The sequence below is a fragment of the Kitasatospora cineracea genome (assembly GCF_003751605.1).
GTDB lineage: Bacteria > Actinomycetota > Actinomycetes > Streptomycetales > Streptomycetaceae > Kitasatospora > Kitasatospora cineracea.
Window position 1 is genome coordinate 98,217 of record NZ_RJVJ01000004.1, and the last position, 23,104, is coordinate 121,320.

Below are 23,104 nucleotides of genomic sequence, written 5' to 3' on the forward strand. Positions count from 1 at the left end.
ACCGACCCCTGCCCCGGCCACAGCTCCGACCCCTGCCCCGGCCCCGCTCATGCCGCCGCCAGCGGAGGCTGCTCGAGGACCGCGAAGGCGTTGGTCCCGCCGATGCCCGCCGACATCACCCCGGCCAGCCGGGGGACGCCCGCGTCCTCCCAGGTCCGGCCCTGCGGCACGATCGAGTACCGCTCGCCGCCCTTGACCAGGGTCTCGATGGGCTCGCGGGTGTTCGGTGTCGCCGCCAGGTAGCCGTGTTCGAGCTGCAGCGCGGTCTTGATCAGGGCCGCGAGCCCGGCGGCCTGGTTGGTGTGGCCGATGGCGGCCTTGACCGAGCCGATCGCCAGCGGCACGCCCTGCGGTCCGAGGGCCTCGGTCAGCGCGGTGGCCTCGATCTCGTCGTTGAGCGGGATGCCCACGCCGTGCGCCTCGACGTAGCCGATCTCGGCGCCGTCGACGCCCGCCTCGGCCAGTGCCTGCCGGACCACCCGGATCTTCCCGGGCACGCCGGGGATGACGAACCCGGCCTTGTCGTGGCCGTCGTTGCCGACCGCCGTGGAGCGGATCACCGCGTGGATCGGGTCGCCGTCGCGCAGCGCGTCGTCCAGCCGGCGCAGCAGCACGGCGGCGGCGCCGTCGCCGGGGATGACCCCGGTGGAGCCGGTGTCGAAGGGCCGGCAGACGCCGTCGACGGCGTAGATTCCGCCGGGGCGGTAGGGGTACCAGCCCTCGGTCGGCATGATCGAGACCGCGCCGACCAGGGCGTGGTCGCAGCTGCCCAGCCGCAGGCTCTGGCAGGCCAGGTGGACGGCGGTCAGCCCGGTCGCGCAGGAGGCGTCGACCATGACGCTGGCCCCGTGCAGGCCGTGGAAGTACGAGAAGTGGTTGGCGGCGAAGCGGGTGTCGGTGTCGGCGACGCCGTTGAAGCTGGTCTCGGTCAGCGGCTGGTAGGGGGTGCAGGCCGCGAAGAGGGCGGTGCGCCCGCCGATCTCGGAGAGCCGGACGGAGGCGTCCTCGGCGGCGGCGACCAGCGTCTCGTACAGCACGCCGTGCTGCGGGTCGTCCTTCGGCGTGCCCCGGTAGCCGGCCCGTCCGGCGTCGAAGGTGTACCGGTCGGCCATCAGGCCCCAGGCCGCGACGGGCTGTTCGTCCTCGGCCAGGCCGGCCCCGGCGGGGTCGGGGGCCGGGCCGCGGGTCGCGCAGTCGCGGCCCCGGCGCAGGTTGTCCCAGAACTCCTCCAGTCCGTCGCTGCCGGCGAACCGGCAGCCCATCCCGACGATCGCTACCGCGTCCGCGGTGTCCGTGCCCACCTTCAAGCTCCCTCGGTCCTCCGTCGGTGCCGTCCGCCGCCCCGCGGCGGACGGGTCGTCCTACGACGCGGCTGCGACGGCCCCGGCCGCCGGCTCCGACTGCTGCACCTGCCCGGCACCGGCCCCGCCCCCGGCCGCGACGCCGTCCCCGGCCGCGTCCCTGCGCGGGGACAGCCGCAGCACCGGCAGGACGAAGGCCGCGCTCAGCACGACCATCACCACCACCAGCAGGACGCCCCCGTGCCAGGGCAGCAGCGCCCCGGCGAGGATCGGGCCGATCACGCCGCTGGCCGACACGGTCGTGGAGAACAGGGCGTTGGCGCGGCCCCGGTCCTCGTCGGTGGCGGCCTCGTTGAGCTGCGTGCTCAGCAGCGGCCCGGCCAGCGACTCGGCGACCGACAGCAGCACCACCGCGCCGCAGGCCACCAGCAGCGCCTGCACGCCGTGGCGCAGCGCGGAGAGGTGCACCAGCGCCCAGCAGCCCGTGGCGCACGCGCCGGCCGCGAGCAGCAGCGTCCGGGCGGGCACCCGTTCCAGCAGCGGCATGCCGACGAACTGCACCACCGCGCACATGATGATGTTCAGGGCGAAGACGGTGGACAGGCCGCCGGGCGAGATCGAGTGCGACTGCAGGTAGCCGGGCAGTCCGGCCCGGAACTGGCCGAAGGTCACCATGGCGTTCATGGCCAGCAGCACCAGGACCACCGCGATGCCGGGCCGGCGCAGCACCGACAGGTAGTTCGGCCGGGACGCCCGGGCGCCGTCCTTCTGCTGCCGGGTGCGGATGCCGCCGGGCAGCGCGCCCCAGGTCGCCGCCGCCATCACCAGGTAGGTGAGCGCGTCGATGCCGTACAGCAGCGCGTAGCGGGTGGCGGGCGTGGCGAAGTCGGCCGCGGCCAGCGCGCCGCCGACCACCACGCCGGCGCCCATGCCCAGGTTGAGCAGGCCGTAGTCCGCGGAGTAGACGGTGGTGCGCTGGTCCGGTTCGGTGCAGGCGGCGTAGGCGGCGCGCACCGCGGTGCCCACCCCGTTGATGCCGAAGCCCCACACGGTCGCCGCGACCAGGGCGATCCACGGCGAGGACGCGAAGCCGTAGACCAGGGTGCCGACGCCCGCCACGATGTTGGCGTACGGGACGGCCCGGCGGTACGGCAGCCGGTCCAGCAGCGCGCCCCACACCAGGCCGCCGACGATCGCCGCGCCGGCCTGCACGGCCAGCGCCGCGGCGGGGACCCAGGCGTCGAAGTGCCGGATCCGGGTCAGGTAGATCCACAGGAACGGCAGCACCATGCCCGCCCCGAAGGCGCTCAGCCCGTTCGTGGCGAGCAGCAGCTTCGCGGTGCGCGGCAGCCGGCCGATCCGGCCCCAGTTCGCCAACAGGCTCATGCCGCCTGCACCCCGATCCGGGCCCGGCCGCCCATCGGGCAGCCCGCCGACTCCGCGCCGCGGGCCTCGCCGGTCGTGCCGCCCGCGTCGGTGAAGGCGCGGTAGCGGGCGGTGCTGTCCAGCCAGAGCTTCGGGAAGAGCGGACGCACCGCCAGCCGCTCCAGGTCGGACAGCGGGCGGCCGCGCATGCTGGTGGGCCGGCCGCGGTCCTCCGCGTGCTCCTCGTCCAGCGGGCGCCCGCCGAGCAGCTGCCAGACCATCGCCAGGTGCACCTGGCGCCACTCCGTGGTGCGCGAGTCGAAGCGGTGCAGGGCCAGGCCGACGTCGGCCAGCAGCGCCTGCCCGGTCTCGCCGCGCCAGCCGGGCTCGGCCGCGGGGCCCAGGTCGGCGACCCGCATTCCGTGCGCGGAGAGCGCCGACTCGAAACTCTCCCACAGCGCGTGCGCGGCCTTGCGAATTCCGCGGACGCCGGGGGAGTCCAGCCCGGTGGAATTGTCGGGGAACAATTCCCGCATCTTCAGGAAACTGCTCTGCGGGAGGAAGTCGACCAGCAGCCGCAGGCAGCTCACCGGCACCGCGCCCAGCTCGGTCGCCCGGCGCAGCAGCCGCCCGGTCTCGACCAGGTCGCCGTCGTCCAGGGCCGCGACCGCGTCGCACAGGGTGTGGTGGATGCCGGCCCAGGCGTACTCGGTGATCAGGTGGACCACCTGGAACAGCCGGTGGTCCGGGTGGATCAGCAGATCCGTCGGGACCAGCGCGGACAGGGCTTCGGTGAGACGGATCTCGTTCTCGTAGCCGCTGCCGCGGTCGTAGTCGTAGCGGAGCCGGGGGTTGGGCTCCAGGGGGTTGAGGGTCTTCACGAGGGCCGCAGTCTCCCGGTCGAACGGTCGGATGGGATCACGCAGTGAAAAGCACAGCGGAAATGACTACAGCAACGGTGGAAAATCACTCGAAATACGCTTGAGGATGCATTTAAGAGTCGTACTCGAATATGCGCCGAGCGGGCCTGGACCGCCCTTGTCCGAAGGGTTCCCCGGCGGTAGAAAATTCATTCGGCACTGGCGGTCGATTTCCGTGCGAAGGAGGCACAGCATGGATCCCTCGGATGCGGAAGGCCGCACCCCGTACGCGGTCGTGGTCAACGACGAGGACCAGCACTCGGTGTGGCCTGCGGCCCTGCCGCTGCCCCCGGGCTGGCACGAGGCCGGCGTCCGCGGCGACGAGCAGCACTGCCTGCAGGCCATCACCCGGCTGTGGCCCGACATCACCCCGCGCTCGGCCCGCGTCCCGGCACCCGCCACCGCCGGGGAGCGGACGTGAGCGGCACCCCGGCCGCGGCACCCGCGCCGGAGCAGCAGCCCGCCTCCCGGCAACCCGCGCCGGAGCAGCAGCCCGCCGGGCTGCGCCACGCCGTGCTCGGCGCGGGCGGCGTGGGCCTCTCCCTGGCCGCGGACCTGGCCCGCGCCGGACAGCGGGTCGTCCTGGTGATGCGCCCGTCCTCGCTGGCCGACTACCGGGGCGCGGTGCGGGTGCGCTCCGCCGGACAGGGCGACTTCCGGGTCCCGGTCCCGGCGGTGGCCCGGCTGGACGAACCCGTCGACGTGCTGTGGATCGCGGTCAAGCAGCCCCGGCTCGCCGCCGCCCTGCAGTCGGTGTCCGCCGCAGCCGCGCCCGCGCTGGTGGTGCCGCTGCTCAACGGCATCGACCACCTGCCGCTGCTGGAACGCGACTTCGGCGACCGGGTGGTGGCCGGGGCGATCCGGATCGAGGCCCACCGCACCGCGGTCGGCGAAGTGGTCCGCGACTCGCTGTTCACCCAGCTGGAACTCGCCCGCCGCAACGGCTCCCGGGACGGCCTGGACCCCCTCGTCGCCGCCCTGCGGACGGCCGGCATCCGCGCGGTCCCCGGCCGCGACGCCCAGACGGTGCTGTGGCACAAGGCCGTCCTGCTCGCCCCGCTGGCCCTGGCGACCCTGGCCGTCTCCGGCCCGCTCGAACAGGTCCGGGCCGAGGCCGAGGCCGGCACCCTGATGCTGGCCTGCGCCCGGGAGCTGTGCGCGGTGGCCACCGCCCTCGGCGTACCGGACCTGGACCCGGACCACCTGATCCGCACCCTCGAGTCCCTGCCCGGCCGGACCACCCCCTCGCTCAGCCGCGACCCCGCCGAACTGGACGCCATCGGCGGCTCGGTCCTGCGCGCGGCCGAACGCGCGGGCGTACCGGCCCCGGCGACCCGGGCCCTGCTGCGGCCGCGGAACCCGGCCGCCCCGAACAACCCGAACACCCCGAAGACCCGGACCCACGGGCAGACGACGAAGGCGGGCAGTGGCAATGCGTGAGTGGTCCCTGGACGAGATCGGCACCACCATCCGCACGATGCTCACCGAAGACCTCTACCTCCCGCTCGACCCGGCGGCGATCCGGCCGGACGTCGACCTGGTCGACGACCTCGGCCTGGGCTCGCTGGACCTCTCCGAACTGCGGGGCCTGTGCGAGAACCGGTTCGGCGTGCCGATCGCCGAGACGGACTTCAACCCCGTGCACTTCCACTCGGTGGACACCCTGAGCGCCCTGCTGGCCCACTCCCTCGGCCGCCGCCCCGCCCCGGCCGCCTGACCGCACCCGCCCGACCCAGCCGCCCCCACCCCGCGCACCGCAGCACCCGCGCACCGCCACCCGCACGGTCCGCGGCGCACCACCGAACCGACCGGAAGGAATGACGAGAGACGTGAACGAAGCCCGGTCCAAGGCCACACCGGAGCAGGTGGAGGTGTGGCTGGCCGTCCAACGTGAGCCCGAGTCCGGCCGCTTCAACATCCCGGTCGACCTCGAGTTCACCCCGGGCGTCGACCTCCCGGCCCTGCGCGGCGCCCTGCAGGACCTCGTGTCCCGGCACCCCCTGCTGCGCAGCGCGTTCGTCACCGAAGGCCCCGACCTCCTCCGCGTCGAACACCCCACCGCCCCGGTCCCCCTGATGGTGCGCCGCTCGACCACCCCCTACGACCCGGCCACCGCCGCCCGCGAAGCCGCGGCCCTCTCCGCCCGCCCCTTCGACACCACCCGCGCCCCCCTGCTCCGGGCCGAGGTCCTCCACCACCCGGACGGCGCCCTGCTGGTGCTCGTCGTGCACCACCTGGTGTGCGACGGCTGGTCTCAACAGGTCCTCCTCGACGACCTGATCGCCGCCTACCGCACCCGCCTCCAGCCCACCCCGGGCGAACCCGGGCCCCCGGTGTTGTCCGCGGACAACATCCCGCCCGCACCCCCGGTGTTGTCCGCGGACAACATTCCCCCTGCCGCTGCCGTGTTGTCCGCGGACAACACGGCGCCCACCGCCCCCTCGGCCCCCGTGTTGTCCGCGGACAACATCCCGTCCACCGCCCCGATGTTGTCCGCGGACAACATCCCCTCCCCCACTCCGGTGTTGTCCGCGGACAACACCACCCCCGCAACCACCCCCGCGCCCGACGCCGCGACCGCCTACTGGCAGGGCCTGCTCGGGGACGAACTCCCCTCGCTGGCCCCGCTCCCCGACCTCAACCGCCCCTCCGCCACCCCCGGCGCCCCCGCCTGGGAGACCGCCGCGCTCGACGCCCGGACGATGACCGGCATCCGCGACCTGGCCCGCGCCGAACTCGCCTCGCCCGCCACCGTCCTGCTCGCCTGCTGGCTGACCCTGCTGCACGCCTGGAGCGCCGCCGAGGCCGGCACCTCCGGCATGCTCTTCGCCGCCCGGCACGGCGACGAGCGCTCGGTCGACCTCCAGGCCCGGGTCCTGCCGGTGGTCTCCGAGGTCTCCGCCGGCACCGCCTTCCGCGACCTGGTCGTCGCCCTGCGCGACCAGGTCTGGGACTCCCTCGACCACTGCACCGTCCCCTCCGCGCAACTGCGCACCCTGCGCCGCGAAGCCGGGCACCGCTCGCTGATCGACCCCTGCGTGTTCATGCACTTCCCCGAGCCCGAGGGCGAGTGGGAGGTCCCCGGCGCCCGGATCCGGCTGGTCGAGCACGACACCCCCGCCGCGAAGTACGACTTCTCCCTCGTGGTGCTGGAGCAGGCGAACGGCGCCCGGGTCCGGGTGGACTTCGACTCCGCGGTCTACCGCAGCGCCACCGCCCGGGTCTTCCTCGACCAGTTCACCGCCCTGGCCGCGGCCGCCGCCGCCGACCCGGCCGCCTCCTGCGGCGCCCTGGTCGCCGGCAGCGACACCTTCACCCCGTTCTCCGCGGTCGACGACACCCTCCCGCTGGAACGCACCCCGGTCCACGAACTGGTCCTGGCCCGCGCCGCCCGCACCCCCGACGCGATCGCGCTCCGCCACGGCCCGCAGACCGTCACCTACCGCGAACTCGCCCACCGCGCCCAGGCCCTGTCCACCTGGCTGCGCACCCGGGGAGTGCGCAACGGCGACCTGGTCGCCCTGCTGCTCCCCCGCGGCACCACCTCGATCGTGCTGTGGCTGGCCACCCTGATCGCCGGCGCCGGCTACCTGCCGCTCGACCCGGTCTACCCGGACGCCCAGCTGCAGGCCGTCCTCGACGACGCCGCGCCCCGGATCACCATCGGCACCGACGGCCTGCTCGGCCGGGTCACCCTGCCGCCCGGGAGCGCCTTCACCGTCGAGGAGGCCCTCTGGGGCGCCCTGGACCGGTCCCCGACCGCCCCCGCCCCGGCACCCGTCCGGGTCGGCCCCGACGGGGTGTTCAACGTCCTCTACACCTCCGGCTCCACCGGCCGCCCCAAGGGCGTCGTCCTCTCCCACGAGGGCTTCACCCGGCTGCTGTCCCGCCCCGACTTCCTCGACCTCGACGAGACCGACGTGGTCGCGCACCTGTGCCCGCTGAACTTCGACGGCGCCACCTACGAGGTCTGGGGCGCCCTCGCCGCCGGCGCCGAGGTCGTGGTCGTCGGCAAGGAACTGGTGCTCTCCCCCGAGGAGCTGCGCACCGTCTTCCTCGAGCACGGCGTCACCACGATGCTGGCCAGCACCCCCCTGATGAACCGCCTCATCGAGGACGTGCCGGACGTCTTCCAGACGCTGCGCCGGGTCTTCTGCGGCGGCGAGATGATCTCGGTCCCGCACATGTCCAAGGTGCTGCGCTGGGCCGCCCCCGGCACCGTCCTGCACGGGTACGGCCCCACCGAGAACTCCTTCACCTCCACCTGGTGGCCCGTCACCGGGACCGACGACTGCGCCCGGACCGTGCCCATCGGCGCCCCGGTGCCCGGCACCCGCGCCGTCGTCGTGATGGACCCGGTCGGCATGCGCGCCGCCCCCCGCGGCGTCCCCGGCGAACTCTGGCTCGGCGGCGCCGGCCTGGCCCGCGGCTACCTCGGCGACCCCGCCGCGACCGCCCGCCGCTACGTCCCCGACGGCTTCTCCGGCCTGCCCGGACAGCGGCTCTACCGCACCGGCGACCGGGTCCGCTGGACCCCCGACGGGCTGCTGGAGTTCATCGGCCGCGACGACAACCAGGTCAAGATCCGCTCCCAGCGCGTCGAACTGGGCGAGGTCACCTCCGCCCTCGCCGCCCACCCCCAGGTCCAGGCGGCCGTGGTCTCGGTGGTCCGCAACCGCCGGGGCGAGAAGGAACTGGCCGGCTTCGCGGTGCTGGAACCGGGCGGCCGCACCGAGGAGGTCCGCGCCCACCTGCGGACGGTGCTCCCCTCCTTCGCGGTCCCGCGCTACCTGGTCGCGCTGGACGAGATGCCGCTCACCCCGAACGGCAAGGTCGACCGCAAGCGCCTGCCCGACCCGACCACCCCACCCGTGTTGTCCGCGGACAACATCCCGCCCGCACCCCCGATGTTGTCCGCGGACAACATCCCCTCCCCCACCCAGATGTTGTCCGCGGACAACATTCCCCCCACGCCCGCCGTGTTGTCCGCGGACAACATTCCGTCCGCCACCGCCACCGCCCCGGCCGTCGCGGACGCCCCCAGCACGGTCGAGGCCGTCCGGGCCGCCTGGATCTCCCTGGTCGAGCACGACGACTTCGGCCCGGACGACAACTTCTTCGACGCCGGAGGCCACTCCCTCCTCCTGGTCGCCCTCGCCCAGGCCCTGCGCGAACGCCTCGGCACCGCCCCCAGCGTCGCCGACCTGCTCCGCCACACCACCGTCCGCGCCCAAGCCACCCTCCTGAGCGCCACCGCCCCCGCCCCCGCGCCCGCGACCGCCCCGCCCGTGTTGTCCGCGGACAACATCCCGCCCGCACCCCCGATGTTGTCCGCGGACAACATCCCCTCCCCCACCCAGATGTTGTCCGCGGACAACATTCCCCCCACGCCCGCCGTGTTGTCCGCGGACAACACCGGACCCGCCGCACCCGTGTTGTCCGCGGACAACACGGAGGCCGCCCCGGCCACGCACCCCGGCCCCACCCCCCGGATCCTCGTCCTGTCCGCCCGGGACGAAGCCGCCCTGGCCGCCATCCGCTCCGCCCTCGCGGACCACCTGGAGCGGACCCCGGGCCTGCGCCTCGCGGACGTGGCCACCACCCTCCAGCAGGGCCGCGAAGCCCTCGACCACCGGTACGCCGTGGTCGCCACCGACCTCGACCGGGCCGCCCGGGCCCTGCGCAGCCCGCAGCCCGGCACCCCCGGCGTCGAAGGCCGGACGGACCCCAAGGCCCCGGCCCGGGTGATCTGGTCCTTCGGCGGCACCACGGCCGACACCACCACCGCCCGCGCCCTCGCCGACTCGCCCTCCGCCCGCCGACGGACCCAGGAAGCGGGCCTGCCCGGCACCCCCGGCCGGACCGGCCCGGTGGAACTGTTCGCCGCCCAGCTCGGCCTGGCCGAGGAACTCACCGACCGGGGCCTGACCTCGGCGGCGGTGACCGGCGCGGGCGCCGGACTGGTCACGGCCCTGGTCGTCGCCGGCGCCCTCGACTTCCCCGCCGGCCTGCGCCTGGCCGAGGCCCTGGCCGCCCCGGACGCGACCCCCGCCGGCCTCACCGCCCTGCTGCGGAAGCTCTCCCCCGGCCCGGCCCGCACCCCGCTGGCCGCCCCGGTCGACGACCCGGCCGCGCTGGCCGCGGCCCTGCTGTCGGCCGACGGCCGCCCCCGCGTCCCGGCCACCGCGGCCGGCACCCGCACCGTCGTCGTCGACACCGGCGTCGGCGCCCGGCCCGCGATGTTGTCCGCGGACAACATCGTGGTCCCCCTGACCGCAGGCACCACCGACGACGACGGCAGCGGCGACGGCAACGACGCCGACGACGCACCACGGACCCGGCTCCTGACGGCCGTGGCCCGGCTGTGGTGCCACGGCGTCCCCGTGGCACTGACCGAAGGCACCCCCGGACGCCGCCTACGGCTGCCGGTGTACCGGTTCGAACGAGCCGGATGAAGGACGGAGCGAAGAGGATGGCGAGCGCGATGGACACGCGTACGGTTGTCGCGGTCATGAGCCTGGGCGGCGCCTTCGACCTGATGGTGGACCTGGTCGAAGCCGCCGGCACCGACTACCGGCTGCTGATCGTGAACGGCGGCGAGCAGCGCTGGGAGCCGCACGAGGTCGCGGCCCTCGACGGGCTGGTCGAGCATTTCGACGCGGCCGGCCTGGACGCCGCCGCGACCCGCGCGGGCCTGGCCGCCCGCGGGGTCGCCGGCGTGGTGGCCTTCCGCGACGAACTGCTGGTCCGCACCGCCGGGATCGCCGAGGGCCTGGGCCTGCCGTACCACAGCCCCGAGACCGCCCGGCGGCTGACCGACAAGTACCTGCAACGCCAGGCCCTGGCCTGCGCCGGGCTCCCCCAGCCGCGCTTCGCCGCCTTCACCGACCCCGCCGACGCCCCCGCGGCGGCCCGGGCGGTGGGCTTCCCCGCCGTGCTCAAACCGCTCGCCGGCAGCGGCAGCCGCAACGTGTTCACCGTCGCCGACCCGGCCGGACTCGACACCGCGCTGGAGACCGCGCACGGAGCGGAGAGCGGCTGGCTGCTCGAGGAACGCATGCAGGGCACCCGGCACCCGGGCGCCGACTGGCTGGCCGACTACGTGTCGGTGGAGACCCTCGCCCTGGGCGACGACCAGTACTGGCACCTGGGGGTGACCGACCGGCTGCCGATGTACCCGCCCCTGCTGGAGGGCGGCGCCTGCACCCCCTCCCTGCTGCCCGAACCCGTCCGCGCCCAGGTCTGCGAGGTGACCCGGCACGCCCTGGCCGCCCTCGGCGTGCAGACCGGCGTCAGCCACACCGAGATCAAACTGACCCCCGACGGCCCCCGGATCATCGAGGTCAACGGCCGCATCGGCGGCCTGCTCCCGCAACTCACCCGCACCGCGAACGGCCTGGACCTGGTCCGCCTCGCCCTCGACTCCGCCACCGGCCGCGCCGACCGCCACCCGGTCACCGACGGGGACATCTCCTTCGCCTTCTTCACCCAGATGCCGCCGGGCTCCCGCCGGGTCGCCGCCCTCGCGGACGCGGACACCGCCGGCACGATCGACGGGGTCTGGCGGGTCGACGTGCACCACACCGTCGGCGCCCCGGTGGACGCCCGGGCCGGACTGCTCGGCCGGGTGCAGACCGTCTTCGCCACCGCCCCCGACGCCGACGGACTGCTCACCTCCTACCGGCGCCTGCGCACCTGGGCGGACCGCGGCAACGTCTTCGAGAACGACCTGGCGGCCGCGGCGGCCCACCGTGGCTGACCTCGTCCCCCTGGTCTGCCTCGCCCCGGCCGGCGCGGGGGCGAGCTTCTTCGCCCCCTGGGGCGACGCCGCCGAACGGGCCGGCTTCGCCCTCACCGCGATCGACCTGCCCGGCCGCGAACGCCGCTTCGCCGAACCCCCCGTCCACAGCGTGCCCGCGGCCGCCGAGCACCTGCACCCCGAGGTCTCCGCGCTCCTGGCCGGCCCCGGCGGGGGCGTCCTGCTCGGCCACTGCCTGGGCGCCTGGGTGGCCTACCACCTGGCCCGGCTGCTCACCCGGGCCCCGCAGCCCCCGCGCCTGCTGCTGTGCGCCAGCGGCTCGGCCGCGCCCGGCACCGTACTGGGCCGCCGCGCGACCGGCCTGCCCGACGACGCGTTCCTGCGGACCGTCGAGCACAACACCGGCTTCGTCCACCCGGCCTTCCAGGACGAGGAACTGCGCGAACTGCTGCTGCCCGCCCTGCGCGCGGACGTCGAGGCCGCCGAGTCCTACCGGCCCGACTGGCCGGGCCGCACCCCGTTCCCGGTGCTGGCCTGGCGCGCCCGCGCCGACCGCCTGGTGCCCGCGGCCGAGGCCGCCGCCTGGCAGCGGACCGCGGGCAGCTTCGCCGGCCTGACCGAGTACCCGGGCGACCACATGTCCCTGCCCGAACACGGCCCCGCCCTGCTGCCCGCCCTCGCCCGCACCTGGCACTCCCTCTTCCCCGTCCCCGCCACCGCCGCCTCCGTGGAGCACCCGTGCTGACCTCCTCGCCCCGCCCCTCGGGCTGGGAACCCGCCGGCCCCCTCGGAGAACCCGCCCTCCCCCCGGACGCCGGGACGATCCACGGCGCGTTCCTCCACCGGGCCCAGACGTCCCCGGACGCCACCGCCGTGGTCCACGCCGGCGAACGCCTCTCCTACCGGCAGCTCGCCGACCGCGCGACCGCCTACGCCACCGGCCTGCAGCACAGCGGAGTCCGCCCCGGCGACCGGGTCGCGGTCCGGATGCACCGCTCCGCCGACCTGATCGCCCTGCTGCTCGGCATCATGGCCGCCGGAGCCGCCTACGTGCCGATCGACCACAGCACCCCCACCGCCCGGGCCCGCCAGGTGATCGAGGACTGCGCCCCGGCCCTGACCGTCACCGACCGGCCCCCCGCCGACGAACAGCTACCCAGCCGAACCCTCCACCCCACCGCCCTCCACCCCACCGCCCCTCCCGCCCCCGCCCCTCCCGCCCTCCCCCCGCTCCCGGACGACGCCCCCGCCTACCTCATCTACACCTCCGGCTCCACCGGCCGCCCCAAGGGCGTGGTCGTCCCGCACCGCAACGTCCTGGCCCTCGTGCGCGCCACCGCCCCCGGCCTCGGCCTCGGCCCGGACCAGGTCTGGAGCTGGTTCCACTCGGTGGCCTTCGACTTCTCCGTCTGGGAGATCTGGGGCTGCCTCACCACCGGCGGCCGCCTGGTCGTCGTCGGCGAGGAGGCCCGCACCTGCGCCGCCGACTTCACCACGCTGATCCTCGCCGAGGGCGTCACCGTGCTGTCCCAGACCCCGACCGCGTTCGCCGGCCTGATGGGCACCCTGCTCGCCGCGGCCGACACCGTGCCGGTCCGCACCGTCGTGTTCGGCGGCGAACGCCTGGACACCCGCGGACTGCTGCCGTGGCTGGAGCTGCTCCCCCCGCCCGCGTGCCGACTGGTCAACATGTTCGGCATCACCGAGACCACCGTCCACGTCACCTGGCAACTGGTCGGCCGCGCCGAGGCCCTGGACGGCTCCCCGTCGGTCGGCCACCCGCTGCCGGGCTGGAACGTCCAGGTGGTGGACCGCGACCGCCGCCCGCTGCCCCCGGGCGAGAGCGGCGAGATCGCGGTCGGCGGCGCCGGCCTCGCCACCGGCTACTGGAACCGCCCCGACCTCACCGCGGAACGCTTCGCCCCCTGCCCGGTGACCGGCAGCCGCCGGTACTACTCGGGCGACCTGGGCCGACTGCTGCCCGACGGCCGACTGGAACACCTGGGCCGGCTGGACGAGCAGGTGAAGCTGCGCGGCTTCCGGATCGAACTCGGCGACATCCGCTCCGCCCTGCTCGGCGACGACAGCATCGCCGCGGCCGCGGTCGTCCTGCACCGCCCGGTCCCCGGCGACGGCGCGCTCGACCGCCTCGACGCCTACGTCGTCGCCGAACCCGGCCGCGAGGAGACCGCCCGCACCGTCCGCGCCCGCCTGACCGACCTGCTGCCCGACTACATGCTCCCCGCCACGGTCACCCTGCTGCCCGCCCTCCCGCTGACCGCCAACGGCAAGCTCGACACCACCGCCCTGCCCCGACCGGCCACCACCCCCGCCGCTCCCCCGGTGTTGTCCGCGGACAACACCGCCCCCGAGACCGACGGCACCGCACGCCTGGTGCACGACAGCTGGTCCCGGGTCCTCGGCGCCCCGGCGGGCCCGGACGTGAACTTCTTCGACGCGGGCGGCAACTCCCTGCTCGCCGCCCGGCTCGCCGCGCACCTGCGCGCCGCCGGCCTGGCCCACACCCGGATCAAGGACGTCCTGCTCGCACCGACCCCCGCCGCCCTGACCAGACGCCTCACCCCCACCACCGCCTGAACACCACCGGATCCGATCGGGGAACCCACCACCATGCAGACCACCGACACCCTGGCCCGCACCGTGCACGAGACCTGGGCCGCCGCCCTGGGCCACGACCGCTTCAACGACGACGACTACTTCTTCTCCGTCGGCGGCACCTCGCTGAGCGCCCTGAAGGTCGCCGCCCGCCTCACCGCGGCCCTCGGCCGCCAGGTCCCGGTCCGCCTGATCTTCACCTGCCAGACGGTCTCCGCCCTCACCGCCGCCCTGGCCCAACCGAACTGACCCCACCGAACTGAGCCCACCGCCCGGAGGAACCCGAAGGGGTGCCCCCGCCGACCGGCAGGAGCACCCCGATGTTGTCCGCGGACAACATTCCCCGCATCACACCTCTGCGTACAGCACCTCGAGCAGAGCCGTGAACCCCTCGTCGTCCAACCCGGCCCGAATCGTCGCCGCCTGCTCCGCGGGAGTCGCCCCCAGCGCACGTACCAACTCGGCAGCCACCACCACCGCCCCGGACCCGCCCCCGGTGTTGTCCGCGGACAACACCGACCCCGCCCCGGCACCCCCGGGCACCACCCCCGCCGACTCCTCGGCGATGTTGTCCGCGGACAACATCCGCCCCGCACCGCCCGTGTTGTCCGCGGACAACACGGCACCCGCCTCGGCACCGCCGTCCGCCCCACCGGTCATCCGCTGCTCCGGAATGTTGTCCGCGGACAACATCCCACCCTCCCCAGCAGACCGCCCGCCCGCCCCGACGGCCTGTCCGGACGCCCGCCGCCCCGTCCCGGTGTTGTCCGCGGACAACACCGGGGGAGCGGACCGGATGTTGTCCGCGGACAACACCTGACCCCGGGCCGCCTCCAGCACGTCCTTCGTCTGCTGCCGCCGGTCCCTCTCCTCCGCCTTAAACTGCTCGGCCAGGACCAGCAGCTGCGGAGCCCCGAGCGACGGATCCTCCTTGAGCGCCCGGGCCAGCCGCCGGGCGTACCGCTCGGCCAGCGCCCCCGCGACCAGCTGCTCCTGGATCTCAGCGGGCAGCGTGAGCAGCGCGATCTGGTTGCCCACCCAGGAACGGTCCCGACCGCGCCGGCGGGCCACCTCGGCGGCGTTGCCGTCGCAGGCGCGGAGCAGGTCGTTCAGGCCGTGGGCCCGCTCGATGACGTTGAAGTCCTGGCGCTCGTCGTTCTCCAGCATCAGGTAGTCGATGAAGTCCGCCCGGCTGGTGGCCAGGTCGTCGCGGACCACGAAGTCGAGCTGCTCCAGGCCGACCCGCAGCGCCGAGCGGTAACGGCGCTCGCCGTTGAGCAGGACCCACCCCGCGTCGCCGATCCCGCTCCCGTGGTCGGGCCACAGCGCGAGGTAGGCCTCGCGGGTGACGGCGACACAGGCGGTGGTCTGCTTGCGGGCCAGGCTCTGGCCGAGGGCCTCCTGCTCCTCCTCGGTCCCGAAGTGGCGGCGCGGGTTGACCAGGCTGGGCCGCACCTTGACGAGCTCCAGCCGCTGGAGCTCGTAGTCCGGGATGGACCCCTCGGCCACGGCCTTCGCCCGCCCCCGCTCGCTGCGGGGCCGGGCGACGGCGCCGAAGCTGCTGCCGCCGCCGAGGCGGTCTGCTGCGCGGGTCATGCGGTGATCCTCCGGGCGATCTCGCGCATGACGTCGGCCTGCTCGCTGTCGGGCGCGTGGGAGAGAAGCGGCTTCTTGACGCGGACTGCCTCGCGCTGGTCCTTGAGGTCGTTGACCACCGCGATGACAGCGGGTTCCTCTATGGCCTTCCACTGCTCGAGCGCCGAGGTCACCACGAACCCCTTGCGCGGGTCGTACAGGTTGACCACGAACCCGAAGTCGTGGATGTCGGCGTCGAGGTCGTCGCAGAGCGACTCGATCTGCTCGCGCAGCAGGATGTAGGCGTCCGCGGAGGAGTCCTCGGCCTGAACCGGGATGAGCAGCCCGGAGCGGCCCCGCGGTTCGCCCTCACGGGTCCGGGCGTAGTAGAGCGCGTTGTCCATCGCGTAGCCGAGGCTGGGCGGGCAGTCGACGATCACCACGTCGAACTCCCGCTCCACCGCGGCCAGCGCCTTCTCCAACGCGGTCTCCTTCACCCGGACGTCCCGGGAGGTGACCAGCTTGGCGTCGAGCAGGAAGGCGTCGGTGCAGGCGGGCAGCACCAGCAGCCGCCCCTCGAAGGCGTCCCCGGGCACCTCGACCAGCAGCTCGCGCAGATCGCTCGAACGCTCCCCGGTCATGTTCTTCGCCAGGCTGTCACCCTTGATCGGCAACGGGCTGATGCCGAGCTGCAGGGTCAGGTGGCTCTGCGGGTCGAAGTCCACGATCAGCACCCGGTGGCCGGCCTCGGCCAGCGCCTGGGCCACCCCGCTGGAGATCGCGGTCTTGCCCACGCCGCCCTTCTGGTTGGCGACGACGATCCGCTGCGGCCCGGTCGGCAGCCGCACCGGCCGGGGCCGCGGGTTCGCGTCGAGCCAGAGCCGGATCGCCTGCGCCAGGCCCTGGTTGTAGGGCACTTCGCGCTGGAGGCAGGTCACCCGGAAGGTCTTGTACAGGTCCGAGGGCACGTAGGTGGAGAAGGAACTGCTGGAGGAGGTGTCGATCGGACTCAACGGCCCACCGGCGTCGAGCCACATCCGGATGCCGACCGTGACGGCGTCCTGGATGTCGACCCCGGCGGTCGCGGCGCGGATCTTCAGTTCGCGGCGCAGCGTGGCAGGCAGTTTGGTAACCACCTTGTCCCGCCCGTCCGCCGAAGTCTCGGTAGTCATGCGGGGAGTTTACTAACCCTCACTCAAAAGTCACGCAGACCCACCTCACCCATTGCGCACCTTTCTGACGAAATGCCAGATTCCTCACCACGTTGTCCGCGGACAACATCCCCGCCGACCCCCTTCCGCGGCCTTCCCGCCCCACCTGCTCCACCGAGCCCCCGCCACGCCTCCAGCGACCTCGCCCCCAACCTCAGGACCCGTGCCGCTCCCGCAGCCCTGGCCGAGGTCCGTACCCGCCCTCCCCGCTGCGACGGTTCCCCTCACTGCGTTGGTCACGAAAGTCCGGCTGCCGCCGGACCCGGGCCCGGGGGGCCCTTTCCGCGCCCTCCGGATCGAAGCGGTGACCGCAGTCCCGGGCGGGCCGGGCACCAACTCCCGCTGCACACACAGCCGTTGACGTGGCACGCCCCGCTGTGGCCGGGGTCCGAACCAGCCGCTCCGCCCAGAATCCAAACGACCTGAACCCGGGACAGTTAGGGGCCCGCGCGACACCTCGCCTCTTTATTAAGAGGGCCCGGGCCGAATATGGCCTCTGACCTGCTGGTTTGAAAAGTGCAATGTCCGGTCCTATTGGACACTAGCGGGGTCGAAGTGACCGGTGACTGGGGACACTTTGGGCAAATCTTTCAGGTAGCTGCAAGTTTTTCCGGCCGCCGACCCTCGCAACCGACTCCGCGCGGGACCTCGAAGTGCCATCGAAGTGATCCAGGACGGGGACACTTTCGGCCTTTGTGTCCCCAATATCTGTCGTAACTTGCAGGTCATGGCAAGTTTTCTTGTGGCGGACGGCAAGTTCGACCCGAACGCGGGGGGTCCTCCTGATCGCGCGAACAGAGCCTTGAAAAGTTGCTGATACCTGCAAGAATCCCTTCGAAAGGTGCCGCCGCCACGACTGTGCCGCGCTCCGGGGACAAGAGTCGCGACTCGCACCGGCAAAACTTCGAGCTATCCGCAAGTTCCGCTAATGTCGTGCCGACAACCCGTCCCAGGAGGCACCCGTGCGAGCAGAACGCCGGACCGGTCCCGCCGGAGCACCACCCAAGCTCAGGCCGATCCGATCCGCAGCCGAGCCCGAGCTCGTCAGCCTGCTCGACCGCTTCGGCGAACAGCTCGCCATGGACATCGCCACGCAGCCCGCCGTGGCCGCCGTCGACGAAGTCACCGTCAAGTTCCGCCCCCGCCGCGCCGCCCACGACATGGCCGGCTCCATGGGCTACTCGCTGACCAGCAACTGGTTCATGGCCAAGGTCCTGGCCCGCTGCATCGTCGCCCACCGGCTCAGCCCGGTCGAGGTCGCCGTCCTGCTGCACATGATGGGCTCGCAGAACCGCGGCCAGCTCAGGCAGACCCAGGTCGAGATGGCCAACGAGATCGGCGCCGCCCGCACCAGCGTCAACTCCGCGATCAGCCGGCTGTGCGAACTCAACTACATCCGCCGGCACAAGCAGCGCGGCCTGTACGACATCAACCCCCGCCTGTGCTTCCGCGGCAACGGCGACGAACAGAGCGGCGTCCTCGCCCACGTCCGTGCGGAGAAACTCGCCTCGGAGTTCCCCGATACCATCGGTCCCGACGACTTCGCCCGCGAAAGCTGAGGAGGAACCCCATGGAGATCACCCCCTCCGGTGTGCTCGGCATGATCCCCCGCCTGAAGCTGACCCCCTCCGCGACCGCCGTCCTCGGCATCATGTCCGAACTGCAGCAGCCCGGCGGCGAGGTCCGCCACAGCCAGGTCGAGATGGCCGAGCACCTCGGCCTCGCCGAGTCCGCCGTCAGCCGGGGCATGAAGTGCCTCGTCGACCGCCACCTCGTCCTGCGCAGCGGCGACGGCCGGGGCCACAGCTACCGCCTGCACCCCTTCATCGCCAAGTACCGCTCCCAGGCGGAGATGGAGGCCGCCCTCCACGAAGCCGCCCTGGACGTCCGCGAAGGCCGCCTCCCCGACATCGCCGCCCCCCTCTACCGCAAGCAGCCCCCCCGCGCCGGCCGCCCCAACCTGGTGGCCGTCTGACCCCCGGAGCGAACGGTCACCGGGCAGCCCTGCGGTAGCGGGTCAGCACGGCGGCACCGACCTGCTCCGCGGAGAGGCACTCCAGCTCCGCCGAGGAACCACCGGCCGGGAAGAGCCGCCGCCCGGTGCCGAGGACGATGGGGAAGGTCAGCAGCCGGTACTCGTCGACCAGGTCCGCGGCCCTGAGCCGGTCCACCACGCTCAGGCTCCCGGTGACGACCACGTCCCGCCGCTCACGCCCGACGGCGTCGACCAGGTCGCCCTCCAGCAGCCGGGAGTTCGCCCACCCCGACGTGTCGGCGCGGCTCAGGGTGCGGGAGGCGACCAGCTTCGGGACGGCGTTCATCCGCGCGGCGAACGGGTCGTCCCGGCCCGGCCACAGCCCCGCGAACAGCTGCCAGGTGGTGCGCCCGAGCAGCAGCACCCCCTCGTCCAGCGTCCGGCCGAGCCGGAACTTGTCCCCGGCGACCGCCTCCGGGCCGTGCCGGAACGCCCAGCCGCCCCACGGCGTGCCGGCGGACCCGTCCGGGTCGGACACGACCCCGTCCAGGGTGGTGAACTCGATGACGATGACGCTCACGATGAGGATCCCTTCGATTCGGTGCTCACCAGTACGTACCGGCCGCACCGCCCCGACTCATCGCTCCCGGCGGAACCCGCCCGCGGGAATCTCCCCCGGCAGCCCGAAGGCGTCGAAGACCCACGGATCGGCGAACACGACGTTGCGCGCGATCCGCCCGCCGTCGACGGTGAGCACCTGCAGGGTGTGCAGCCGGTGCCCGCCCCCGGGCTCCGGTACGTACGCGGCGAGCGCGGGCTGCCCGCCCGCCGTGAGCTCCCGCATGCCCCAGCCCGTGCCACGCATCCGGAACACCCGCTCGAGGAACCGGCCGTAGTCCCGGCTGCCCCGGTACCACAACGGCACCGGCGGCATCTCCAGCACCGCGTCGTCGGTCAGCAACCGCACCAGCGCAGGCACGTCCGCCGCCTCGAACGCCCGCACGTACCGCTGGACGACCGCCCGCACCTCCGGGTCGTCCGGCTCCACCACCGCACCGGCACCGCCCGCCCCGACCCCGGCGAGGGCGGCCCGGGCCCGCTGCAGCGCACTGTTCACCGCCGCGACCGTGGTCCCCAACTGCTCGGCCACCTCGGCAGCGGTGAACGCCAGCACCTCACGCAGCACCAGCACCGCCCGCTGCCGCGCCGGCAGCACCTGCACCGCCGCCACCCACGCGAGCCGCAGATCGCCCCTGACCTCCACATCGAACCGGGCATCGGGAAACGGCTCCAGCCAGGGCACATCCAACGCCGGCCGCAACGGCGCCCCAGGATCCCCACTGGGCACCCCCAGCCCCGAAGGCAACGGCCGCCGCCCCCTCCCCTCCAACGCCGTCAGACACACATTGGTCGCAATCCGGTACAACCAGGTCCGCACACCCGCCCGCGCCGGATCGTAGCGATCACGGGCCTTCCAAGCCCGCAACAACGTCTCCTGCACCAGATCCTCGGCCTCGTGCACCGACCCCACCATCCGGTAGCAGAACGCCACCAACTCACCCCGGTACAGCTCGAAATCCACGACCCCATCATGCCGCCCCACCCCTCAGCCCCTCACCAGCCCGACAACCGCCGCCGCACCCCGCCACCGACAACAGGGGCGGGCCCCCGTCAGCAAGGCACGGGAAGGGCCCCCAGGGCCCGGTTCCGGCGGCAGCCGGAATCCCGTGACTCACGCAGTAACCCCGACTCCCGGACACCCGCAGATCCGGACCGACCCCGGCCCGGGCAGCGGAAGCGGCACGACGGCCCTTTTTATATAAGAGGGCCCACGGCCAAACCGCGCCCTGACCTGGGAACTTGGAAAATCAAAGGTATAGCTGGCACGACACTAGGGCAGGCCGAGTGTCACTGGGGGCCGACATTCGGGGCAAATGTTTCGCAGAATTGCGAAACATTGCGTTCCGTGAGCTCGGAAGCAACCACGGCAGCCCGATCGGGCTGCCCGGAGCGCGCCCCCCGCAGTCAGAGCGGCCGTAAGCGCTCCGTGACCGGTGTTTCGCAACCAAGCGCAGAATGCTTCGCACTGCTGCGAAGAACATGTAGCGTTGCGCTGACACGAGAGGCGGTCACGGTTTTGGTACGAGCACAGGGCGAACCAACCGGTCAGGGCTCACGGCAGACCCGTCAGGCTGAGCTTCGACCGGCAGGAGCACAGAACCAACGTGACCTTGCCGCCGAGATCATCCACAGCTACGCGGGCCAACTCCCCGGCGCCGTCTACGAAGCACGTACCCGCTTCTACCGACGCGCACCTCACGAGGTCCTCGGAGCTGACGGCTACGCACTCCTGAGCCGCTACTTCGCGCGCTACGTCCTGCCCAAGGCGCTGATGTCGGGCGAGATGACGAAGCTCCAGTGCGCAGTGCTGTCGAACATCGTCGGCCGGGCCGAGCGAGGCGTTGCGAACGCCATCCAGCGCGAGATCGCCGACGAGATCGGCACCAGCCGTTCCAACGTCAGCCCGGCGCTCAAGCACCTTGCAGCCCGGAACTACATTCGCAGCGTCGGCCGTGGCCTCTGGCAGCTCAACCCCCTCATCGCCTACAAGGGCAACGGCGACGAGCAGCAGAGATTCCTGGCGGAACTCCGAGCGCTCGCCCTGGAGAACGGCTTTCCTGACATCATCGGACTGGTGGCAGTCCAGGACGAGGCGAAGGAGCCGCCGACATGCTGATGGTCACCGACCTGTTCGGACTCCTACGGCGCTTGGAACTCACCCCGACCGCCACCAACGTCCTGTCCGTCATGGTGGAGCGGCAGGATCCCGGCGGGGCCGTCCCGATCACGCAGCAGGACATCGCCGAGGAACTGCAGATCCTCCCCTCCGTCGTGAGCCGTGGCATGACCCTCCTGGTGGAGCGGGGCCTCGTCCTCCGCAAGGGCTACCGCTACCGACTCCACCCGGCCATCGCCGGCTACAACTCCGAACTGGAGATGCAAGCAGCGATGGCCCGGGCCGCCCGGGAAGGTGTGCCGCCCATCCTGATCCCCGACTACCGGACAACCCCACCCAAGGCCGGCCGCTCCCGGCTGCGCGCTGTCGGCTGAGCGAGGAACGCTCCAACGCGAAGGGTCCGGGGAAGTCTCCCCGGACCCTTCCGCCAAGCAGCACCAGCGCTTGATCATCGGGGCAATTCGGTTTGGTAGATCGCCACTCGGGGCCGAGCGTGCTGAGGCCGGCGGTCGCTGCGCTTGCCCCTCGGCCTTCACCGCCGTCATTGCGGCTGTCCACTGTGATGCACGGTGCGCCAAAGGGCCGAGGCCCTCGGAGCGACAGGCCATGAACTTCCCGAAGGCGAGCGCGTCGAGTCTCCGTCGGGTGTGAGGCGGAAGGCGAGCTGCGGTAGTAGCCGTCGGCGGCGAGGCGGCGGTGCCGGTCGTTGGCGGCTCGGTCGCCGTTCAGCGAGATGCCGACCTTGACGCCGTACCGCGAGAACCTGACGGGTGGACACCTTCACGAAAGAGGGCCGACCGCCACGGCCGGGTAGCGGCCGGCCTTTCGCTCAACGGCTCAGCAGCCAATGCCCAAGCAGGGACAGCGGGAGGCCGCCTGCAGCGTAAGCGGCGCCCAGAAGGGCGCGGAGGCCCAGGGTACGTGCATGGCGCCGCCACAGGGGCTGGCGGCTCCCCTCAGCGGGTTCGGTAACCTGCATAGCCGATACTCCTGTTGGTAGACGGACGGTATCGCTCGGGAGCCCTCGGTCAGAGCCTGCACGCTCTGACCATTCGGGGGCTTCCCAACCGCGGCATAACATAGAGCCCTCACCGGACCTGGCAGCCCGGCTAACGCGCGCCCAGCACAGACCGTGAGGGCCAAGAAACGGTACGACCTCCTGACTCGTAGTCAGGAAGGCCTTCTACGGGGCCAATTGCTCCCCGATGAACCGGACTGCAGTGCAGGTGCGGGTCTGTGGTGGTGTTGGTGGGTGGTGTCTCTGGGGGTGTTGTTGGTCGGGTGGGTGGTTGTGGCTGTCAGTGGGTGAGGATTGGTCTGGGGTTGGTGTGGTGCAGGTTCCTAGGAGCTGTTTGAGGTTCGGATCATGTGGCTGGAGTCAGGAGTTTTAGCCACATGATCGATCCGCGGAGGTGCAGGCCTGCCGTGTAGCTCTCCGGGCTCTTGTCGTACCGGGTGGCCAGGCCGCGCCAGGTCTTGATCTTCTGGAAGCACCGTTCGACGTGGTTGCGCCGCTTGTAGCGGTCGGGATCGAAGGTGACCGGCCGCCCGCCCGCGGAGCCCTTCCGTTTCCGGTTCGCCGCCTGGTCCGCCTTCTCCGGGATCACCGCGGTGATCCCACGCCTGCGCAGGTAGGCGCGGTTGG

20 protein-coding genes are annotated in these 23,104 nt (G+C 73.0%); 12 read left to right on the forward strand and 8 right to left on the reverse strand.

Annotated features, from left to right (window positions below):
• Positions 1 to 47: 47 nt before the first annotated feature.
• Genes EDD39_RS38015 through EDD39_RS38025 form a run of 3 tightly spaced genes read right to left on the reverse strand, consistent with a single transcriptional unit; the run spans position 48 to position 3,547 of the window.
• Positions 48 to 1,301, reverse strand: coding sequence for a beta-ketoacyl [acyl carrier protein] synthase domain-containing protein (locus tag EDD39_RS38015; protein ID WP_123564185.1), 1,254 nt, complete (start codon positions 1,299 to 1,301; stop codon positions 48 to 50).
• Between the two features lie 60 nt (positions 1,302 to 1,361).
• The gene (locus EDD39_RS38020) at positions 1,362 to 2,687 is read right to left on the reverse strand and encodes an MFS transporter (protein WP_123564186.1); all 1,326 of its coding nucleotides are present in this window, start codon (positions 2,685 to 2,687) and stop codon (positions 1,362 to 1,364) included.
• Positions 2,684 to 3,547 carry a hypothetical protein gene (locus EDD39_RS38025; RefSeq protein ID WP_123564187.1) on the reverse strand — a complete coding sequence of 288 codons (864 nt, stop codon included), beginning with the start codon at positions 3,545 to 3,547 and terminating at the stop codon, positions 2,684 to 2,686. The genes EDD39_RS38020 and EDD39_RS38025 overlap by 4 nt, the downstream gene beginning before the upstream one ends.
• Before the next feature lie 232 nt (positions 3,548 to 3,779).
• On the opposite strand from EDD39_RS38025, the gene EDD39_RS38030 reads away from it, so the two are divergent.
• The 8 genes from EDD39_RS38030 (at position 3,780) to EDD39_RS38065 (ending at position 14,210) form a co-directional block, all read left to right on the forward strand.
• Complete coding sequence (locus tag EDD39_RS38030) at positions 3,780 to 4,007, forward strand: MbtH family NRPS accessory protein (RefSeq protein ID WP_123564188.1); 228 nt, start codon at positions 3,780 to 3,782, stop codon at positions 4,005 to 4,007.
• Positions 4,004 to 5,026: a ketopantoate reductase family protein gene (locus EDD39_RS38035; RefSeq protein WP_162870356.1), complete on the forward strand. Its 1,023-nt coding sequence runs from the start codon at positions 4,004 to 4,006 to the stop codon at positions 5,024 to 5,026. The genes EDD39_RS38030 and EDD39_RS38035 overlap by 4 nt, the downstream gene beginning before the upstream one ends.
• The gene (locus tag EDD39_RS38040) at positions 5,019 to 5,303 is read left to right on the forward strand and encodes an acyl carrier protein (RefSeq protein WP_123564190.1); all 285 of its coding nucleotides are present in this window, start codon (positions 5,019 to 5,021) and stop codon (positions 5,301 to 5,303) included. Before EDD39_RS38035 ends, EDD39_RS38040 begins: the two co-directional genes overlap by 8 nt.
• A 112-nt stretch (positions 5,304 to 5,415) precedes the next feature.
• Positions 5,416 to 10,041, forward strand: a complete 4,626-nt coding sequence (locus tag EDD39_RS38045; protein WP_162870357.1) for a non-ribosomal peptide synthetase — start codon at positions 5,416 to 5,418, stop codon at positions 10,039 to 10,041.
• 29 nt (positions 10,042 to 10,070) lie between these two features.
• The gene (locus tag EDD39_RS38050) at positions 10,071 to 11,345 is read left to right on the forward strand and encodes an ATP-grasp domain-containing protein (RefSeq protein ID WP_148089609.1); all 1,275 of its coding nucleotides are present in this window, start codon (positions 10,071 to 10,073) and stop codon (positions 11,343 to 11,345) included.
• Entirely contained in the window at positions 11,338 to 12,090 is a 753-nt protein-coding gene (locus tag EDD39_RS38055; RefSeq protein WP_123564193.1) for a thioesterase II family protein, read from the forward strand. Before EDD39_RS38050 ends, EDD39_RS38055 begins: the two co-directional genes overlap by 8 nt.
• On the forward strand, positions 12,084 to 13,943 hold the full coding sequence (locus tag EDD39_RS38060; protein WP_162870358.1) for an amino acid adenylation domain-containing protein: 1,860 nt from the start codon (positions 12,084 to 12,086) through the stop codon (positions 13,941 to 13,943). Before EDD39_RS38055 ends, EDD39_RS38060 begins: the two co-directional genes overlap by 7 nt.
• Before the next feature lie 33 nt (positions 13,944 to 13,976).
• Positions 13,977 to 14,210 carry a phosphopantetheine-binding protein gene (locus EDD39_RS38065; protein WP_123564195.1) on the forward strand — a complete coding sequence of 78 codons (234 nt, stop codon included), beginning with the start codon at positions 13,977 to 13,979 and terminating at the stop codon, positions 14,208 to 14,210.
• 99 nt (positions 14,211 to 14,309) lie between these two features.
• On the opposite strand, the gene EDD39_RS38070 is transcribed toward EDD39_RS38065, so the two are convergent.
• Positions 14,310 to 15,557, reverse strand: a complete 1,248-nt coding sequence (locus EDD39_RS38070) for a ParB/RepB/Spo0J family partition protein (protein ID WP_123564196.1) — start codon at positions 15,555 to 15,557, stop codon at positions 14,310 to 14,312.
• Positions 15,554 to 16,708 carry a ParA family protein gene (locus EDD39_RS38075; protein ID WP_123564197.1) on the reverse strand — a complete coding sequence of 385 codons (1,155 nt, stop codon included), beginning with the start codon at positions 16,706 to 16,708 and terminating at the stop codon, positions 15,554 to 15,556. Before EDD39_RS38075 ends, EDD39_RS38070 begins: the two co-directional genes overlap by 4 nt.
• A gap of 1,001 nt (positions 16,709 to 17,709) precedes the next feature.
• Here EDD39_RS38075 and EDD39_RS38080 point away from each other — a divergent pair.
• Together EDD39_RS38080 and EDD39_RS38085 are read left to right on the forward strand one after the other, a co-directional pair.
• The gene (locus tag EDD39_RS38080; RefSeq protein ID WP_123564198.1) at positions 17,710 to 18,306 is read left to right on the forward strand and encodes a replication/maintenance protein RepL; all 597 of its coding nucleotides are present in this window, start codon (positions 17,710 to 17,712) and stop codon (positions 18,304 to 18,306) included.
• An 11-nt stretch (positions 18,307 to 18,317) separates the two neighbouring features.
• Positions 18,318 to 18,722, forward strand: a complete 405-nt coding sequence (locus EDD39_RS38085) for a helix-turn-helix domain-containing protein (RefSeq protein ID WP_123564199.1) — start codon at positions 18,318 to 18,320, stop codon at positions 18,720 to 18,722.
• Positions 18,723 to 18,738: 16 nt separating this feature from the next.
• On the opposite strand, the gene EDD39_RS38090 is transcribed toward EDD39_RS38085, so the two are convergent.
• Together EDD39_RS38090 and EDD39_RS38095 are read right to left on the reverse strand one after the other, a co-directional pair.
• Positions 18,739 to 19,302, reverse strand: coding sequence for a dihydrofolate reductase family protein (locus EDD39_RS38090; protein WP_123564200.1), 564 nt, complete (start codon positions 19,300 to 19,302; stop codon positions 18,739 to 18,741).
• 57 nt (positions 19,303 to 19,359) lie between these two features.
• Complete coding sequence (locus EDD39_RS38095) at positions 19,360 to 20,304, reverse strand: sigma-70 family RNA polymerase sigma factor (RefSeq protein WP_123564210.1); 945 nt, start codon at positions 20,302 to 20,304, stop codon at positions 19,360 to 19,362.
• Positions 20,305 to 20,688: 384 nt separating this feature from the next.
• Here EDD39_RS38095 and EDD39_RS38100 point away from each other — a divergent pair, with 384 nt between their 5' ends.
• Together EDD39_RS38100 and EDD39_RS38105 are read left to right on the forward strand one after the other, a co-directional pair.
• On the forward strand, positions 20,689 to 21,459 hold the full coding sequence (locus tag EDD39_RS38100; protein WP_162870359.1) for a replication/maintenance protein RepL: 771 nt from the start codon (positions 20,689 to 20,691) through the stop codon (positions 21,457 to 21,459).
• Positions 21,453 to 21,833 (forward strand): MarR family transcriptional regulator, encoded by a 381-nt coding sequence (locus tag EDD39_RS38105; RefSeq protein WP_123564202.1) that lies wholly within the window; start codon positions 21,453 to 21,455, stop codon positions 21,831 to 21,833. The genes EDD39_RS38100 and EDD39_RS38105 overlap by 7 nt, the downstream gene beginning before the upstream one ends.
• Before the next feature lie 990 nt (positions 21,834 to 22,823).
• Here the strand turns inward: EDD39_RS38105 and EDD39_RS38110 are convergent.
• A partial coding sequence (locus EDD39_RS38110) for a transposase (protein WP_148089610.1) occupies positions 22,824 to 23,104 on the reverse strand: 281 nt, incomplete at its 5' end.

What these genes read in the sequence shown, in the direction of transcription:
- EDD39_RS38075 (WP_123564197.1), bottom strand. Translation starts at nt 16,708, where the DNA reads ATGACTACCGAGACTTCGGCGGACGGGCGGGACAAGGTGGTTACCAAA.
- EDD39_RS38065 (WP_123564195.1), top strand. Translation starts at nt 13,977, where the DNA reads ATGCAGACCACCGACACCCTGGCCCGCACCGTGCACGAGACCTGGGCC.
- EDD39_RS38105 (WP_123564202.1), top strand. Translation starts at nt 21,453, where the DNA reads ATGCTGATGGTCACCGACCTGTTCGGACTCCTACGGCGCTTGGAACTC.
- EDD39_RS38070 (WP_123564196.1), bottom strand. Translation starts at nt 15,557, where the DNA reads ATGACCCGCGCAGCAGACCGCCTCGGCGGCGGCAGCAGCTTCGGCGCC.
- EDD39_RS38030 (WP_123564188.1), top strand. Translation starts at nt 3,780, where the DNA reads ATGGATCCCTCGGATGCGGAAGGCCGCACCCCGTACGCGGTCGTGGTC.
- EDD39_RS38085 (WP_123564199.1), top strand. Translation starts at nt 18,318, where the DNA reads ATGGAGATCACCCCCTCCGGTGTGCTCGGCATGATCCCCCGCCTGAAG.
- EDD39_RS38020 (WP_123564186.1), bottom strand. Translation starts at nt 2,687, where the DNA reads ATGAGCCTGTTGGCGAACTGGGGCCGGATCGGCCGGCTGCCGCGCACC.
- EDD39_RS38050 (WP_148089609.1), top strand. Translation starts at nt 10,071, where the DNA reads ATGGACACGCGTACGGTTGTCGCGGTCATGAGCCTGGGCGGCGCCTTC.
- EDD39_RS38040 (WP_123564190.1), top strand. Translation starts at nt 5,019, where the DNA reads ATGCGTGAGTGGTCCCTGGACGAGATCGGCACCACCATCCGCACGATG.